Here is a 14,758-nt window from a genome sequence, read left to right as displayed (position 1 = left end):
CGTGCCTGGGTGGTCGTCGGCTACTCCTCGATCGTCGCCACCGCATCGATGCCGGCATGCCGCAGGGTCCGCTGCACGTTGCGGCGAGCGCCGCGGACGGTGAGGGCGGTCGGCTCCGGGGCACTCGTCACCGCGCGGAGCAAGGCGTAGGCGCACGCGAGGTCCAGCCGTTCGAGGTCGCTCATCTCCAGCACCCAGACGCCTGCCTGCCGCAGGCGCTGGTCGAGGAGTCGTTCCTCCAGCTCGCGCAGCACGTGCGCGTCCAGGACACCCGAGAAGGCCAGGACGGCGCGCTGCCCGTCGGTCTCGGCGATCCTCACCGTCCCGGTCTGCTGCCGCGCGGGGCGTTCGTCTGCCACGGCGACCTCCTCAGCGGCGAGCAGTGTGCGCATCTGCATCCCATTCTCTCAACGACCACGTCTGCGCGCCGGTCCCGGAGGATCGGCGCGACAGCCGCGAGAGCGAGCGTCCGGGCGGCGTGCTCTTTCCGCGTCGGCGCCCGGGAGCGTCGCCCGTGGCGCGGCGCGGAACTGACCGAGCGCCGTCGGCCCGCGGCTATGTCCGGGCGGGCCGCTCAGACGTCCTCGATGATCGAACAGACCGTGGCCGGCTCTCCGCACGGCCGGTCGTCGGCGGTCCGGCGGGTCTCCACCAGGGTCTGGCGCAATACCAGGAGATCTGTGACGGTTGCGTCGATCTCGGCGATGCGCGCGTCCAGCAGGTCACGGACGGCGTCGCACGGCGGTGTGCCGCCGCGGCGGATATTCAGCACCTCACGCACGTCTTCCAGGTGCAGGCCCAGAGCGCGCGCCCTGCGGATGAACGTCAGCAGCTCGACGTCATCCGGACTGTAGAGCCGGTAGCCGGCCGCGCTACGCTCCGCCTTCGGCAGCAACCCCTTGGCCTCATAGATCCGGACGGCCTTGCGCGTGAGCCCGGCCGCCTGCGCCGTCTGCCCGATGGTCATCCCTGGCATCGCCATCGCCATGCTCCCTCCTCCCGTCCAGTGTTGACCTTGCCCCTGGGGCCAGGTTCTAGCGTCGCTCGCGAGAACCGGAACACGTAAACAGGGAGGTGAGCGCGATGCCGTTCCGTGAGGGCGAGGTGTATCGCTGCCCCGATGAGAACTGCGGGTGCGAGCTGACGGTAACCAAGGGCGCCCCTGCGACCTGCGGCGGCCAGCACGCCCCGACATGCTGCTGCGGCAAGACCATGATCAAGGCCGCCTAGGGAAGTCAGCGGCATCCTGGCCGCTCAGCGCAGCCGGCGCCGGGCCGCCAGGATGCTCCAGCCTGGGACACCGCTGCACTCACCGAGCGCAGAGTCACAGGAGCGTGGCGATCTCGCGGGCCGCGTCCCGAGCCGGGCGGCCAACGCCGATCAACGTGGCGGAAGCCGGGCCGGTCCAATCCCCATAGCCGAGCAGATGCAGCCGCGGCTCACCGAGGGCGCGCGTACCGTCCGTGGCGATGCGGCCGCGTGGTCCGCGCAGTCCGAGCGGGGCCAGATGTGCCAGGGTCGGTCGGAAACCGGTGCACCAGATGACCGTGTCCACCGTGGCGCTGATGCCGTCGGCCCACTCGACGCCGGTGGCGGTGAGCCGGGTGAACATCGGCCGCGCCTGGAGAAGTCCGGCGTCGCGGGCGGCGCGCACCGGCGGCACGGCCACGATGTCGCCGAGCGAGGCGATGCCGCCGGTGTCGGTGCGGCCCGCGTCGAGCGCGCGGCGGCGGGCGGTGGCGACGTCGAACAGGACGCGGCCGTCGATGTCGTCGGCCAGAAACCGCGGCGGGCGCTGCGTCGCCCAGGTCACCTCAACGCCGACGCGGGCGAGGTCGGCTGCGATCTGCGCGCCCGAGTTGCCGCCGCCGACCACGATGACGCGCTGTCCGGCGAATTCGGCCGGGCTCCGGTAGCCCACGGTGTGCAGCTGACGGCCGTCGAAGGCGCCGCGGCCGGGGACGGCGGGGATAAAGGGGCGCGACCAGGTGCCTGTGGCACTGATGACCGCTTGCGTCGACCAGTTGCCCGCGTCGGTCTCTATCAGCAGCCGGTCGCCGTCGCGGCGTACGGCGTCCACCTGGACGCCGTGCTGGACGGGCAGGTCGTAGCGTTTCTCGTAGTCGGCGAGGTAGTCCACCACGTGCCCGGCATCCGGGTACGTCTCGCCCGGTTGGGCGGGCATGAGGCGGCCGGGGAGGGAGGAGTATGCGGCCGGGGAGAACAGGTGCAGGGAGTCCCAGGTGTGTTGCCAGGCGCCGCCCGGCGTGGACTGCGCGTCGAGGACGACGAAGTCCTCGCCGTGGCGGCACAGGTGGTAGCCGGCGGCGAGTCCCGCTTGGCCGCCGCCGACGACCACCACTTGCGTCCGCTGGACACTCATCACGAAGTCCGGATGGTGTGCGCGGTCTGCGGGCAGCACGCCGCGTGGGCGCGGTGGGCCGCGGCGCAGGTCCCGCACAGCAGCCGCCGTACCGGTGGCTCGGTGGCCACCGAGCGGGAGATCGGTTTCGTGCAAGTCAGGTACTGCTCGGTGATTTCGGCGTGGACGGCGCAGACGGCGGCTTGGCACTGGGCGCAGACCCCGACGGCGGCGACCTGCGCACCGATGCCGGTGCAGTCCAGACAGTGCATCAGCTCTCCTGCGCTGCTGCCGTCAGCTGTTGGCCGGCACCGAACTTGCGACGCCAGGCCAGTGAGACGTACACGAGCCCGACCAGGACCGGCACCTCGATCAGCGGGCCGACGACACCCGACAGTGCTTGGCCGCTGGTGACGCCGAAGGTGGCGATGGCGACCGCGATGGCCAGCTCGAAGTTGTTGCCGGCGGCGGTGAAGGCGAGGGTCGCCGTGCGGTCGTACGCGAGGCCGATCACCTTGCCGAGGACGAAGGTGCCGAACCACATCACCGCGAAGTACACCAGCAGCGGGAGCGCGATGCGGGCCACGTCCAGCGGCTGCGAGGTGATGGTCTTCCCCTGCAGCGCGAAGAGGATGACGATCGTGAAGAGCAGCCCGTACAGCGCCCACGGGCCGATCTTCGGAAGGAAGGTGGACTCATACTTCTCGCGGCCCAGCTTCTGCTCGCCGATGCGGCGGGTGAGGAAGCCGGCCAGCAGCGGGACGCCAAGGAAGATGACGACGTTCAGGGCGATCTCCCACATGGAGATGTCCAGTTGCTCACCATTCCCGAGGCCCAGCCAGCCCGGCAGCAGGTCGCCTCCGTGCTGTTCGTCTGCGTCCACAACGCGGGCCGCTCTCAGATGGCCGCCGGATTCCTCAATCACCTCGCGGGGGACCGGATCGAGGTCCGCTCCGCCGGGTCCATCCCGGGCGACCAGGTCAACCCGGCCGCCGTCGAGGCGATGGCCGAGGTCGGCATCGACATCGCCGACGCCAAGCCGAAGATTCTGACCACCGAGGCCGTGCAGGCATCCGACTACGTCATCACCATGGGCTGCGGCGACGCCTGCCCGATCTTCCCTGGCAAGAAGTACCTCGACTGGGCCCTGGAGGACCCAGCCGGCAAGGGCGTCGAGTCCGTCCGCCCGATCCGCGACGAGATCAAGACCCGTATCGAGGCCCTGATCGCCGAGATCGACGCCAAGCGGGAGGCGTGAACACCGTGACGGACTCCGACGACGTGCGCGAGGTCATCGTCATCGGCTCCGGCCCCGCCGGATATACCGCCGCCCTGTATGCCGCCCGCGCGCAGCTCAAGCCCGTGCTGTTCGGCAGCAGCATCTTCGTCGGCGGCTCGCTGACCACCACGACCGAGGTCGAGAACTTCCCCGGCTTCCCCGAGGGCATCGACGGCCCCGTCCTGATGGAGAACATGCGGGCCCAGGCCGAGAAGTTCGGCGCCGAGATGATCGACGACGACATCACCGCCGTCGACCTCACCGGCGACATCAAGCTGCTCACCGACACGGCCGGCACCGTCCACCGCGCGAAGACCGTGATCGTCGCCACCGGCTCCGGCTACCGCAAGCTCGGCCTGCCCAAGGAGGACGAACTCTCCGGCCGCGGCGTGTCCTGGTGCGCGACCTGCGACGGGTTCTTCTTCCGTGACCGCGACATCGCCGTGGTCGGCGGCGGCGACACCGCCATGGAGGAAGCCACCTTCCTCACCCGGTTCGCCCGCTCGGTCACCGTTGTCCACCGCCGCTCCACCCTGCGGGCCTCGAAGGTCATGCAGGACCGGGCGTTCGCCGACGACAAGATCTCCTTCGCCCTCGACAGCGAGGTCGCCGAGATCAAGGAAGTGAACGGGATGCTGGCCGGGGTCGTTCTGCACGACGTCTCCACCGACGCCACCCGCGACCTGGACGTAACGGGCCTGTTCATCGCCATCGGCCACGATCCGCGCACCGAACTGTTCAAGGGCCAGCTGGAGTTGGACGACGACGGCTACCTGAAGGTGCAGTCCCCGTCCACGCGTACGAACATCCCTGGCGTGTTCGCTGCGGGCGATGTCGTCGACCACACCTATCGCCAGGCCATCACCGCGGCCGGCTCCGGTTGCGCGGCCGCGCTGGACGCCGAGCGGTACCTGGCCGCCCTGAGGGCTGCTGAGGCGGAGCAGGAAGCGGCTGCCGTCCTGGCCTGAGCGCGGGCAGCGTGGCGGGTCCGTTCAACGCTTCGGACGGGCCCGCACGGCCCGCACTGCTGTCTTGAACCGCCAACTGGCGCCTGAGGACAGTTGCCGCCACGAGACACGGACGCCGCGGACCGTCGGGCCCGAACGGGCACGCCTTGCTCGCCTACAGCCCAGCTCCCGTTCTACGTGCTCCCCGTCAACGAGCTGAGACAGGTAGAGACACTGGACCTGACCGGGAACGTCGAAAGCGCTTATAGGTGCTTCTCTGCTCGTTTCTCGCGGGCAGGCGACGGCCCGCGTCCGCGTCACCGGGTGCGCCTGCGGCGGTGGTGGGCGGCAAAACCGCCCATCCCGATGACCTTCACGAGGACGACCGCCACGATGACGGCGCCGGCGCCCCAGCCCAGCCACCGCGAAGCCGCCAGCAAGGAGCCGCCCAGCACCAGATGCGCGACGGCCAGCAGCGCCACGGCTCCGATGACCGCCCTGACGGTCCACCGGCGGGTCGTGCCGCTGGCGTGACCGTGCTCCTTCGGGTGCGGGGCGTCTGCCTGGTCGCCTGCACCGGGAAGAGCGCTGGGCGCTTCCGGCGGCTGTCGCCAGGCCACTGTCAGGTGGTCGCGCCTGCCGATCTTTTCGACGCGTGCGGCGATGAGATCTCGCATCCGTTGCAGATCTTCCTCGGTGGCGGCCTCGACGCGCATCACCAGCGCGTCCGTGGTGGCCCGCAAGGTCCACTGGCCCAGGCTCAGGCGGACGGTCCCATCGGTATCGGTCCGTTCGATGTGATGCACCACGGGGGGCCTGTGCGTGTCTGTGCTGCCCTGAGCGCCCTGCCGATAGTGGGGGTGTCGTTGCATCTGCTGGGCGTGTCGGCAGAGTTGGTCGAGGTAGCGGCTCGCGCGTTCGGTCTCGACGCGGGCTTCCGCAGTCAGCATGGCGTTCCCTTCCGGGCCGCTCACGGGTTCAGGTCCTGGTGAGGGCGACGAGCCAGGCCCGGATGCCGTCCGGGTCGGTGGTGATGTCGATCGTGCTGGGCTCGATGGAGTCGATGCGCCATCCTTCGGCGAACGAGGCCTCGATCTCGGCTCGCGCGAGCTTGTGTACCCGTCCCCACTCGCCGGGCTGCCGGTCGCTGAAGCACAGCATGAAGTAGCGGCCGCCCGGCCGGATCGCGGCCCGCAGGCTGTCGACGTAGGCGGCGCGGTCGTCGCTGCCGAAGATGTGGAAGAGGCCGCAGTCGAGCACGGTGCCGAAGGTTTCGTGCAGGTCGACCAGCTTCAGGGCGTCCCAGCGCAGGAACCGCGCCGTGCGGCCCCGCTCGTGAGCCTTCCCCTCCGCGGTGCGCAGGGCCCGGGAGGCGAGGTCGATGCCGGTGGCGTCCAGGCCGAGCGCGGCACACATGAGCACGTGCTCGCCGGTCCCGCAACCGGCGTCCAGTACCCGGCCCCGGATGGCACCCGCCTCGGCGAGGGCAAGGAATGCCGGTTGCGGGCGGCCGATGTCCCAGGGCGGCGGCTCGGCGTACAGATCGTCGGGCTCCGGCGGTTCCCCGGAGCCAGGGTGGGGGTGGTGGGAGTAATGGAGTGAGCCAGCCATGCCGGTGTCCTTCCCGTCGCGTCGGGCGCTCCGGATCGCCGCCCGGACCTCATGACGACAACCAGCTTTATCGAGACACTTTGTCTCTGTCAATTCAAAACGTCTCCATTAGCGGCGCGACGTATGACTCCAAGAGCACCGAAGCCAGGTACCGGGAGACGGCGGCACAAGTGCGCAGGCGACCTTGAAGTCGACGGCACAGCGTCGTCCGGACTCGCTATGATCACGCCGTGCTCACGGAACGGACGGCCGCAGCCACGCCGCGAGCCCGTACACGGGCTCCGCAGCTGTCCCGTCCGCTGTGGCTCGCAATGTTGCTGTTCAGCCTGCTGTTCACCCATGGACTGCATGGAGAGAGTGCCGCCGGGCACCTCGCAGCGGGCGTCACCGCATCACTTCCCGTGGATGAACCGGAGTCTCCGGCCGACGACGAGCACCGCCAGCACGAGGACGGCGAGTTCGTGGACTCCGCGCACAACTGCGCCCCGAACCAGCCGAACGAGGCCCTCGATGTGCCTCCGCCCGGCACTTCGCCACTCGAAGTGACCGCACCCTGCCGTCTGTTGCCGCACTCCGGCATGAGGACCGGCATCGCGGACCTGGTCACCGATTCCGTGACCGCAACATCCGTATTGCGCATTTAGACAGACGGGGGCACACCCCGTCCTGACTGCTGTTCACGAGCGCACGTTCCAGCTCCGTGCAGGGCTTCGCACGTCCTGACCCAGCCAAGCAGCGACGCACACGTGCCCCCTCGACCGCGGCTGAGCGCTGCCGTGGCGCTTCTGCCTGCAATCACCTCCTTCCCGAACTCCCTGAACTACGAGTCGCCGAAAGGCCCCGCCTTGTCCCTAGTCACCGATCGCCCCGCCCCCTCCGCACCCCACCAGCACCCTGAGGGCGGCCGAGCGGCCGCCCGCCGCGCTCGTGGACGGCGGCGCGCCCGCAAGCCCGCACCGCTCGCGGGCCGTTACGTCGGATACGTGCTGTACTTCGTCGGGGCGGGCCTCATCAGCGGCGCCGTGGTCCACCACCCGCTGGATCCGGCCCGGTACACGAAAATCGCCGTCATCGGTGTCCTAGTGTTCCTGGCCGCGACAGTGGTCAACGAGTTTCTTCTCGCCACCGACCGGCCCGCGCTGCGGCGCGCGATCCTCGTCATCGGGGCTTCACTGCTGCTCTCGTTCGGCATCGGCATGCTCAGCGGCGGCCTGCAGCACTTCGAGGACTTCCCGGACCGGGGTGCCGTGCTCGTCCCCCTGGGGATAACGGTCTCCTTCATCGCCTTCGTGCTCAAGGACGCCCACTCCTCCTGGCGCCGCATCTTCGGCCCCATGGGGCTGGCCGTCCTCCTCACCGCAACCGTCAGCTTCTTCGGCCTGCGGGCAGTGGCGGACGGTCTGGGCGAGTCGTCCGGAGAGAGCGGACACAGCCACGGGGAGGGCACGGAGACGTCCGACGAGCACGCCACCACGGAGGAGTCCCCGGCTGCCGACACCGAATCCGCAGCACCGGAGACGAGCGCGTCAACCGACGCCGAGGCCGGCCACACGGAAGACGGACACGGCCACTGACACGCGGGCCGGACAGCAGCATCTACTAAGAGCCTTAGCTTGATTCGGGTAACGTAGGCGTCGCACACCCCCAATAGCGGGGGACCGGAGGGGGACATGACCGGATACAGCGACGCCTACACCCTGAACAGCATCACCAGCACCCTTCACATCGCTTCGGATGTCAAGGAGGAAGACGGGTTCCTGTCAGGGGTCTCCACCATCAGCATTCTCGCGATGGCGCTGGTCGCGGCTCTTGCAGTGATCCTGACAGCGGAGCTGATATGGAGGGAGCGGCGGCAGCGCAGGCGAGAAGAGCCGGTGGGGTCCACCCCTGAAACCGATCCCCATGAGGGTGACATCTCGCCGTAACGACTCGGACGCCGACTACGGTTAATGTACTAATGAACTTAGCGGAGCGCTGTGTAGGTCTCCGCTGCGCAGCCCATGCTGCACGGACCGACTTACGACCAGGAGCTGAACGCAAGTGTCACGAGGCAAGCGGGTATGGGCCTTGTTCGCGGCCCTCGCCGCCGCATTGCTGGCATTTCAGCTCTTCACGCATACGGCGCCCATCACGGCCGTCCACAAGCAGGAGACGACGACGTCCCGGGGCGAGGCCATGGCCTATGAGGTCTGTGATGCCACGCACTCCTCCCCTGAGGAGATGTCCGAGCACTCCCTGACCCGCGATCGCCAGCGGGCCGACGAGCGCACCCCGGACGGCCCTTCCCGCAGCACCCAGACCACGGACACCAACGCGGTCGCGGCGCCGTCGGCCCCGCCGCCGAACACAAACGCGCACCGCCGGCAGAGACCGGCCTCAGACCTCTCACCGGCGGCGATTCAGGTCTTCCGCTGCTGATCCGGCCCACGGGCAAGTGCCATACCGGACGGCTGAAGCCGCACTCCCAGCCGCCCCGCACCCTCGCACGCTCCGACGCGTTCCGAGGCAGTTCCGCTTGCCCGCCGCAGTGACATACCGCACCTGACGAACCGACGCGCCCTCATGGCGCGCCCAGGAGGCATCTCACATGCAGCCCTTCATCGACAACGCCCGCTCGTTCCGGCAACAGACCGCGGCACGGCCCGAAGAGTTCGCCCGCCTCGCCGAAGGCCAGGCCCCACAGGCCCTGTTCATCACCTGCTCCGACTCGCGGGTCATACCGTCCCTGATCACCGGGGCCCGCCCGGGCGAGCTCTTCGAACTCCGCACCGCGGGCAACATCGTGCCCCCGTACACCCCCGCGCGGCCGACCAGTGAGGCCGCCACCATCGAGTACGCGGTGGAGGTACTCGGCGTCAACGACGTGGTCGTCTGCGGCCACTCGCACTGCGGCGCGGTCGGCGCGCTCGTACGCGGAGAGGACCTGACCGCCGTACCCGCCGTCCGCGACTGGCTCGCCCACGCCGCACCTCGGCCGGGAGACGCGACAGCACCGGACGACCCCACCGTCGCGGACGCAGTGCAGTCCCACGTACTGGCGCAGATTCTCAGGCTGCGCTCGTACCCGTGCATCGGGCCGCGGCTGGAGGCGGGCGAACTACGCCTGCACGCCTGGTTCTACGAGATCCACACCGGCACCGTGCTGGCCCACCGGCCGCACGCCGACACCTTCGTCGCGCTGTGAGCGCCCACAGGAAGGGCGCCCGGACAGCAGCCCGTACGACGCCCACGGGCAGCCGGGGGCACGGCCGCCGCCGCAAGGACGCGGGTACTTCCGGAGCGACTTTCCGGCAGGACTTCGCCGCGTCACTCGTAGTCTTCCTCGTCGCCCTGCCGCTGTGCGTGGGCGTCGCCGTCGCCTCCGGCGTCCCGGCCGAACTCGGCCTCGTCACCGGCATCGTGGGCGGCCTCGTCACCGGACTACTGCCCGGCAGCAGCCTGCAGGTCTCGGGTCCGGCTGCCGGTCTGACCGTGCTCGTCTTCGAAGCCGTACGCGAGTACGGGCTGCCTGTACTCGGCGTCATCGTGCTCGCCACCGGCGTACTCCAACTCCTCATGGGCGCCCTGAAGTTCGGGCGCTACTTCCGGGCCATCTCGGTCGCCGTCGTCGAGGGCATGCTGGCCGGGATCGGGTTGGTGCTGATCGCGGGCCAGCTGTACTCCATGGCCGGGACCAAGGCGCCGGCCGAGGGCCTGGCCAAGATCGCCGGGCTGCCGGAGATGTTCGCCGACGCAGTCGGGTCGCCCGGTGCGCGGGCCGCGCTCGGCCTCGGTGCGGGCACCATCGCCGTACTTGCGCTGTGGAAGAAGCTGCCGAAGGCGATCCAGGTGGTGCCGGCGCCGCTCGCCGCCGTGGGACTCGCCACGGCCGCTTCGGTATTCCTCGGCCTGCCGGTGGCCAAGGTGGAGGTGCAGGGACTGCTCGGCGCGATACAGCCACCGACCCCAAGCGCCTTCGGGGACCTGGTGGACGTCGGGGTGCTCAGCACCGTTCTCGCCTTCACGCTGATCGCCTCCGCCGAGAGCCTGTTCAGCGCGGCCGCGGTGGACCGACTGCACGACGGGCCGCGCACTCAGTACGACAAGGAGCTGATGGCGCAGGGCGCGGGCAACACCATCTGCGGGCTGCTCGGCGCGCTGCCGATGACCGCCGTCATCGTGCGCAGTGCGGCGAACGTCCAGGCGGGTGCCCGCACGAAGGCATCCCGGGTCCTGCACGGCGTATGGCTGCTGCTGTTCGCGGCGCTCCTTCCGGCCGCGCTCGGGGTCATCCCGATTCCGGCGCTCGCCGGCATCCTCGTCCACTCGGGCTTCAAGCTGATCCCGGCCAAGGAGGTGAAGGCCCTGTGGCGGGAACACCGCGGTGAGGCACTGATCCTCGTCGTCACGGCGGTGTCGATCGTCGCGGTCAGCATGTTCGAAGGCGTACTCATCGGCCTCGCGCTCGCCGTGGTCAAGACGGCGTGGGATGCCTCACACGTCCGGCTGGAGATCATCGACAAGGGCGCCGGCCCCATCCAGGCACACCTGATGGGCAACGCCACCTTCCTGCGGCTGCCGAAGATCCTCGACAGTCTGGAGGCGCTGCCCCAGAACCGCCCCGTCGAGGTCAACCTGTCCGGAGTGCACCACCTCGACCACGCCTGCCGCACCGCTCTGGAGAACTGGGCGGCACGGCACAGCTCGGAGGGCACCGAGCCCGTGAAGGTCACGTCGGCCGTGTGACGAACCCAAGCTGCTGCGGTACCGGGCCGGTACCGCAGCAGCTTCCGCACACCAGGACCTCGCCCCAGGCCAGGCGTACTACGCTCGCATAGTAGGAACGGTCCTGAAAGGGTGGCGGCGGTGGTCCTGGGAGCACTTGAGGGCGAGGTCATGCGAGTGTGCTGGGGTGCGGAACACCCGGTCACCGTCCGCCAGGTACTGGACGAGCTGAACAGGGGCCGCACCCCGCCCCTCGCGTACACGACCGTCATGACGGTGATGAGCCGGCTCGCGGAGAAAGACGTCCTCGACCGCACAGCGCAGGGACGCGGTTACGCGTACAGTCCCGCCGTGCCGGACGAGGCAGCCCTCGCCGTACGCGAGGTGCTGCGCGCTCACGGGGACGCCGCGGTCGCGCACTTCGCCGCCGAGGCCGCCCTCGATCCCGGCCTCCGTGACCGGCTGCGACGCCTGCTGGACGAGTCGCCGTGATCGGCGCGGCAGCACTCGACCGCGGCGACCGCGCCTTCTGGACGCTGGTCGCCGTATCCGTGGTCATCCGTGCCGTGGTGGTCTACGTCGCGTGCTGCCTGACCATGGCTCTCGCCTGGCAGGTCGGCCATCGCGGCACAGGTGTTCTGCTGTCCGGCGGCGTCTGGGCGGGCACAGTTCTCCTGACTCTTTCGGTCAGCGGCGGCGTACGATCTGCCGTCCACCTCTGGAAGGGGCTGCGCGCCACACGAATCCTGGGCCAGGAGGTGCGAGCCCGAGCTCATGACGACGGCACCGCCACAGACACTCCCGAGGTCAGGCACGCGGCCGAACGTGCAGGCCTGGCCGACCGTGTCACGGTGGTCGTCTCCAAGGCTCCGTTCGCGTTCACCTATGGCCTGTTCCGCCCCCATGTTGCGGTCAGCAGCGGCCTTGCGACGGCCGCCACCCGGCGCGAAATCGATGCGGTCCTGGCCCACGAGGCCGAGCACGTACGTGGCCGTGACCCGCTCAGGGCGTTGATCACCGGTGTCCTGGCCACACGCCACTTCGCCCTTCCCCTGCTGAGTCACCTGCGGGCCGTCTTCGTCGCCGACCGCGAACTCACCGCCGATCGCAGGGCGGTCGCCCACTGCGGTACGCCCGCGGTCGCCGGGGCGCTGCTCAAGGTGTCCGGCATGCCCGGCTGGGCACTCGCCGTACCCGCCAGCGCCATGGGGACCCCGGAGCTGCTCGACGCGCGGATCACCCAGCTCGAAGCTGGACACCCACCGCGCCTTGCGCCACCGGCCCGATGGCGGGTGGCCGCCTCCGTCGCCGGGATCGCCGCCTATGTCTGGGCGCTGGCAGGCTCCGCCGCGCTGATCGCCGCGACACCGTTGACCTGTATACCCGCCTGAAGCCCCCTCATCTACTACGCAAAGATAGTATCTACTACGCCAACGTAGTAGCGTGGCGACGTCACTCACCGACAAGGAGGTGCCGTCATGCCCATGGCCGCAGCCAGGCGCCCGAAGATCAAGCACCCGTTCTTCGCACGGCTCTACCCGAGGATCAACGCCTTCGCAGAGGCCCACGGCGGCCTCGATCACCGCAGGGAACTCCTCGCGGACACCGAGGGCTGCGTCGTCGAGGTGGGCGCGGGAACCGGCGCCAACTTCGCCCACTACCCAGCGAAGGTGGAGAAGGTCATCGCCGTTGAGCCCGAACCGCGGCTGCGCAAGCTGGCGACGGGGGCGGCGGCCGAGTCGTCCGCGCCGGTCGACGTACGCGAGGGCCGCGCGGAGGAACTGCCGGTGCCGGACGGCTCCGTTGACGGGGTCGTCGCATCGCTCGTCCTGTGCAGCATCGCCGACGTGCCCGCGGCGCTGGCCGAAGCGGCGCGGGTCCTGCGGCCCGGTGGGCGGCTGTACTTCTACGAGCACATCCGCTCGGCCGATCCCCGGTTCGCCAGGAAGCAGCGCAGGATCAACCTCGTGTGGCCACTGCTGGCAGGCGGCTGCAACCTCGACCAGGATCCCGAACGGGCCATCGAGGAAGCCGGTTTCACCATCGAGCACGCTCGGCACTTCGACTTCCTCGTCAACGGCCGTACGACGCCCAGCTCTCCGTGCGTCATCGGCGTCGCGCGCAAGCCGGAGAGTTGAAAAGCTGAGACGGCACCCGCGCGCCACGTCCGGACGCGCCCACCGCCAGCCGATGGGCCCGCCCGGACGGTGCCAGGTGAACGTCAGGCCGGATAGGCCACGTTCGCCATCATCCCGGCCTCGCCGTGGTAGGCGTTGTGGCAGTGCAGCATCCACTGGCCCGGGTTGTCGGCGTCGAAGAAGACGGACAGCTTCTTCTTGGGCAGCACGATCGCGGTGTCCTTGCGGGGGCCGGAGGTGCCGAGCTGGTATGTGTGGCCGTGCAGGTGCATCGGGTGCCACATGTCGGTGTCGTTGACGAAGTCGAGCCGTACGCGCTGGCCCTCCTCGATCATGATCGGGTTCGCCTCGGGGTCGGCCATGTCGAAGGGCTTGCCGTTGATGGCCCAGTTGTACTTCTCCATCCCGCCGGTCAGCTTGAGCTGGTGCGTCACGTCGGTCTTGGCAGTCTCGAACCGCACGCCGTCTGCGGCGCGCAGCTGGGAGGCCGTCATGATCATGCCGTTGAGTTCCTTCGGGCGGACGGTCGGCTTCGGGGCGCTCCCCGAGCCCGTGCGCACCAGCGCGAAGCCGTTGGCGTCTTTGCCCTCGGCCACGGCGACCAGCGGGAAGACGCCGTCGCCGAGGGTGACGAGGACGTCGTAGCGCTCGCCCATGCCGACCAGCAGGGCGTCCACCTCCTGGTGCTGGACCGGGAAGCCGTCGGTGTGGGTGATGGTCAGCTTGTGGCCGCCGAGGGCGACCCGGTAGGCGGTGTCCCCGCCCGCGTTGATGATCCGCAGCCGGACCTTCTTGCCGGGCTTGCCGGTGTAGACGTCCGGGTCGGTCGCCACCCGGCCGTTGATCAGGTGGTGCGGGTACTTCACGTCGCCGGCGTCGCCGCCGAGCAGGTCGCTCTCGGCGCCCATGAGCATGAACTTCATCGACATGCCGCCGGACGAGGAGGCGGAGGCCGAGGGGGACGCCGAGTCCCCGCCCATGTCCATGCCGCCCATGTCCCCCATGTCGTGGCCCTCCATGCCGCTGGAGCTGGGGCTGCTGCCGTCCCCCATGTCCATGCCGCCCATGCCCTGCCTGAGCTCGGCGAAGACCTCGTCAGGGGTGCCGGTCACGCCGTCGACCCAGTCGTCGAGGAGGACGACCCACTCGTCGTCGTACGCGAGGGTCTCCTTGGGGTCCTCGACGATCAGCGGGGCGTACAGGCCGCGGTCGAGCTGGACGCCGACGTGCGGGTGGAAGAAGTACGTGCCCGGGGCGTCGGCGACGAACTTGTAGGTGAACGTGGAGCCGGCCCGGACGGCGGTCTGGGTGGTGGGCGGCACGCCGTCCATGTCGTTGCGCAGGGCGATGCCGTGCCAGTGGATGGACGTGGTGGTCTTGTTCGGGAGCTGGTTCGACAGCTCGGCGACCAGGGTGTCGCCGACGGAGAGCCGGACCTCCTTGCCCGGGGTTCGGCCGTCGAAGGCCCAGGTCTTGGGCATGACGCCGCCGCCCAGGTCGATCCTGGCCGGTGCGGCCGTCAGGGTGACCTTCTGCTGGCGTCCAGTGCTCTTGCGCTTCTTCTCGGTGGCGGCGACCGCCGAGGCGTCGGGGTTGATCAGGGCGGTGCCGCTGCCGGAGCCACTCGCATTGGTGCAGGCGGCGAGTGCTCCGGCGCCTGCGGCTCCCAGCCCGGCGAGCAGGACGGAGCGGCGGTTGATGCTGTTCATTGTGTTGT

General features: G+C 69.7%; 19 protein-coding genes and 1 pseudogene. 12 read left to right on the top strand and 8 right to left on the bottom strand.

Going from position 1 to position 14,758, the window contains the following annotated elements; translation table 11 throughout:
• Positions 1 to 20: 20 nt before the first annotated feature.
• Positions 21 to 359: an STAS domain-containing protein gene (locus tag H8R17_RS02325; RefSeq protein WP_316959283.1), complete on the bottom strand. Its 339-nt coding sequence runs from the start codon at positions 357 to 359 to the stop codon at positions 21 to 23.
• Positions 360 to 574: 215 nt separating this feature from the next.
• The gene (locus H8R17_RS02320; protein ID WP_187821387.1) at positions 575 to 988 is read right to left on the bottom strand and encodes a heavy metal-responsive transcriptional regulator; all 414 of its coding nucleotides are present in this window, start codon (positions 986 to 988) and stop codon (positions 575 to 577) included.
• Between the two features lie 95 nt (positions 989 to 1,083).
• Between H8R17_RS02320 and H8R17_RS45555 the strand changes: the two genes are divergently transcribed.
• Complete coding sequence (locus H8R17_RS45555) at positions 1,084 to 1,230, top strand: hypothetical protein (RefSeq protein WP_223124534.1); 147 nt, start codon at positions 1,084 to 1,086, stop codon at positions 1,228 to 1,230.
• A 94-nt stretch (positions 1,231 to 1,324) separates the two neighbouring features.
• Here H8R17_RS45555 and H8R17_RS02315 read toward each other — a convergent pair whose 3' ends face one another.
• The 3 genes and pseudogenes from H8R17_RS02315 to H8R17_RS02305 all read right to left on the bottom strand — a co-directional run.
• Positions 1,325 to 2,383 carry an ArsO family NAD(P)H-dependent flavin-containing monooxygenase gene (locus H8R17_RS02315; protein WP_187821386.1) on the bottom strand — a complete coding sequence of 353 codons (1,059 nt, stop codon included), beginning with the start codon at positions 2,381 to 2,383 and terminating at the stop codon, positions 1,325 to 1,327.
• Positions 2,383 to 2,634, bottom strand: a complete 252-nt coding sequence (locus tag H8R17_RS02310) for a DUF2180 family protein (RefSeq protein ID WP_187821385.1) — start codon at positions 2,632 to 2,634, stop codon at positions 2,383 to 2,385. Before H8R17_RS02310 ends, H8R17_RS02315 begins: the two co-directional genes overlap by 1 nt.
• Positions 2,634 to 3,218, bottom strand: a pseudogene (locus tag H8R17_RS02305) (arsenic resistance protein); the annotation flags it as partial. The gene H8R17_RS02310 and the pseudogene H8R17_RS02305, both read right to left, overlap by 1 nt.
• On the opposite strand from H8R17_RS02305, the gene H8R17_RS02300 reads away from it, so the two are divergent.
• Together H8R17_RS02300 and trxB are read left to right on the top strand one after the other, a co-directional pair.
• A complete protein-coding gene (locus H8R17_RS02300; protein ID WP_223124533.1) occupies positions 3,177 to 3,620 on the top strand; it encodes an arsenate reductase ArsC in 444 nt (147 codons plus the stop codon). The pseudogene H8R17_RS02305 and the gene H8R17_RS02300 overlap by 42 nt on opposite strands.
• 5 nt (positions 3,621 to 3,625) lie before the next feature.
• The gene (gene trxB, locus H8R17_RS02295) at positions 3,626 to 4,609 is read left to right on the top strand and encodes a thioredoxin-disulfide reductase (protein ID WP_187821494.1); all 984 of its coding nucleotides are present in this window, start codon (positions 3,626 to 3,628) and stop codon (positions 4,607 to 4,609) included.
• A gap of 296 nt (positions 4,610 to 4,905) precedes the next feature.
• Here trxB and H8R17_RS02290 read toward each other — a convergent pair whose 3' ends face one another.
• Both H8R17_RS02290 and H8R17_RS02285 read right to left on the bottom strand, forming a co-directional pair.
• The gene (locus H8R17_RS02290; RefSeq protein WP_187821384.1) at positions 4,906 to 5,562 is read right to left on the bottom strand and encodes a DUF2218 domain-containing protein; all 657 of its coding nucleotides are present in this window, start codon (positions 5,560 to 5,562) and stop codon (positions 4,906 to 4,908) included.
• Between the two features lie 4 nt (positions 5,563 to 5,566).
• Positions 5,567 to 6,199, bottom strand: coding sequence for a class I SAM-dependent methyltransferase (locus H8R17_RS02285; protein ID WP_187821383.1), 633 nt, complete (start codon positions 6,197 to 6,199; stop codon positions 5,567 to 5,569).
• Positions 6,200 to 6,429: 230 nt separating this feature from the next.
• Here H8R17_RS02285 and H8R17_RS02280 point away from each other — a divergent pair, with 230 nt between their 5' ends.
• From H8R17_RS02280 to H8R17_RS02240, 9 genes are all read left to right on the top strand, one after another.
• Positions 6,430 to 6,843 (top strand): hypothetical protein, encoded by a 414-nt coding sequence (locus H8R17_RS02280; RefSeq protein ID WP_187821382.1) that lies wholly within the window; start codon positions 6,430 to 6,432, stop codon positions 6,841 to 6,843.
• 339 nt (positions 6,844 to 7,182) lie between these two features.
• Positions 7,183 to 7,773, top strand: coding sequence for a hypothetical protein (locus H8R17_RS02275; protein WP_187821381.1), 591 nt, complete (start codon positions 7,183 to 7,185; stop codon positions 7,771 to 7,773).
• A 96-nt stretch (positions 7,774 to 7,869) separates the two neighbouring features.
• Complete coding sequence (locus H8R17_RS02270; RefSeq protein ID WP_187821380.1) at positions 7,870 to 8,124, top strand: hypothetical protein; 255 nt, start codon at positions 7,870 to 7,872, stop codon at positions 8,122 to 8,124.
• A gap of 115 nt (positions 8,125 to 8,239) precedes the next feature.
• The gene (locus H8R17_RS02265; RefSeq protein ID WP_187821379.1) at positions 8,240 to 8,617 is read left to right on the top strand and encodes a hypothetical protein; all 378 of its coding nucleotides are present in this window, start codon (positions 8,240 to 8,242) and stop codon (positions 8,615 to 8,617) included.
• A 169-nt stretch (positions 8,618 to 8,786) separates the two neighbouring features.
• The gene (locus H8R17_RS02260) at positions 8,787 to 9,383 is read left to right on the top strand and encodes a carbonic anhydrase (protein WP_187821378.1); all 597 of its coding nucleotides are present in this window, start codon (positions 8,787 to 8,789) and stop codon (positions 9,381 to 9,383) included.
• Positions 9,380 to 10,924, top strand: a complete 1,545-nt coding sequence (locus H8R17_RS02255; protein WP_187821377.1) for a SulP family inorganic anion transporter — start codon at positions 9,380 to 9,382, stop codon at positions 10,922 to 10,924. The genes H8R17_RS02260 and H8R17_RS02255 overlap by 4 nt, the downstream gene beginning before the upstream one ends.
• Positions 10,925 to 11,044: 120 nt before the next feature.
• Positions 11,045 to 11,395: a BlaI/MecI/CopY family transcriptional regulator gene (locus H8R17_RS02250; RefSeq protein WP_316959282.1), complete on the top strand. Its 351-nt coding sequence runs from the start codon at positions 11,045 to 11,047 to the stop codon at positions 11,393 to 11,395.
• The gene (locus H8R17_RS02245; RefSeq protein ID WP_187821376.1) at positions 11,392 to 12,294 is read left to right on the top strand and encodes a M56 family metallopeptidase; all 903 of its coding nucleotides are present in this window, start codon (positions 11,392 to 11,394) and stop codon (positions 12,292 to 12,294) included. Before H8R17_RS02250 ends, H8R17_RS02245 begins: the two co-directional genes overlap by 4 nt.
• Positions 12,295 to 12,381: 87 nt before the next feature.
• The gene (locus tag H8R17_RS02240) at positions 12,382 to 13,041 is read left to right on the top strand and encodes a class I SAM-dependent methyltransferase (protein WP_187821375.1); all 660 of its coding nucleotides are present in this window, start codon (positions 12,382 to 12,384) and stop codon (positions 13,039 to 13,041) included.
• 83 nt (positions 13,042 to 13,124) lie between these two features.
• Here H8R17_RS02240 and H8R17_RS02235 read toward each other — a convergent pair whose 3' ends face one another.
• Complete coding sequence (locus H8R17_RS02235; protein WP_187821374.1) at positions 13,125 to 14,750, bottom strand: multicopper oxidase family protein; 1,626 nt, start codon at positions 14,748 to 14,750, stop codon at positions 13,125 to 13,127.
• Positions 14,751 to 14,758 lie beyond the last annotated feature (8 nt).

It is taken from the genome of Streptomyces sp. TRM68367 (assembly GCF_014495685.1).
Taxonomy (GTDB): domain Bacteria; phylum Actinomycetota; class Actinomycetes; order Streptomycetales; family Streptomycetaceae; genus Streptomyces.
Note: the sequence above shows the minus strand (reverse complement) of the source record. Positions and strands in the feature narration are given on the sequence as shown.

Excerpts from the sequence above, each read along its gene's own strand:
- H8R17_RS02320 (WP_187821387.1), bottom strand. The coding sequence starts at position 988 with ATGGCGATGGCGATGCCAGGGATGACCATCGGGCAGACGGCGCAGGCG.
- H8R17_RS45555 (WP_223124534.1), top strand. The coding sequence starts at position 1,084 with ATGCCGTTCCGTGAGGGCGAGGTGTATCGCTGCCCCGATGAGAACTGC.
- H8R17_RS02315 (WP_187821386.1), bottom strand. The coding sequence starts at position 2,383 with ATGAGTGTCCAGCGGACGCAAGTGGTGGTCGTCGGCGGCGGCCAAGCG.
- H8R17_RS02310 (WP_187821385.1), bottom strand. The coding sequence starts at position 2,634 with ATGCACTGTCTGGACTGCACCGGCATCGGTGCGCAGGTCGCCGCCGTC.
- H8R17_RS02285 (WP_187821383.1), bottom strand. The coding sequence starts at position 6,199 with ATGGCTGGCTCACTCCATTACTCCCACCACCCCCACCCTGGCTCCGGG.
- H8R17_RS02270 (WP_187821380.1), top strand. The coding sequence starts at position 7,870 with ATGACCGGATACAGCGACGCCTACACCCTGAACAGCATCACCAGCACC.
- H8R17_RS02260 (WP_187821378.1), top strand. The coding sequence starts at position 8,787 with ATGCAGCCCTTCATCGACAACGCCCGCTCGTTCCGGCAACAGACCGCG.
- H8R17_RS02240 (WP_187821375.1), top strand. The coding sequence starts at position 12,382 with ATGCCCATGGCCGCAGCCAGGCGCCCGAAGATCAAGCACCCGTTCTTC.
- H8R17_RS02235 (WP_187821374.1), bottom strand. The coding sequence starts at position 14,750 with ATGAACAGCATCAACCGCCGCTCCGTCCTGCTCGCCGGGCTGGGAGCC.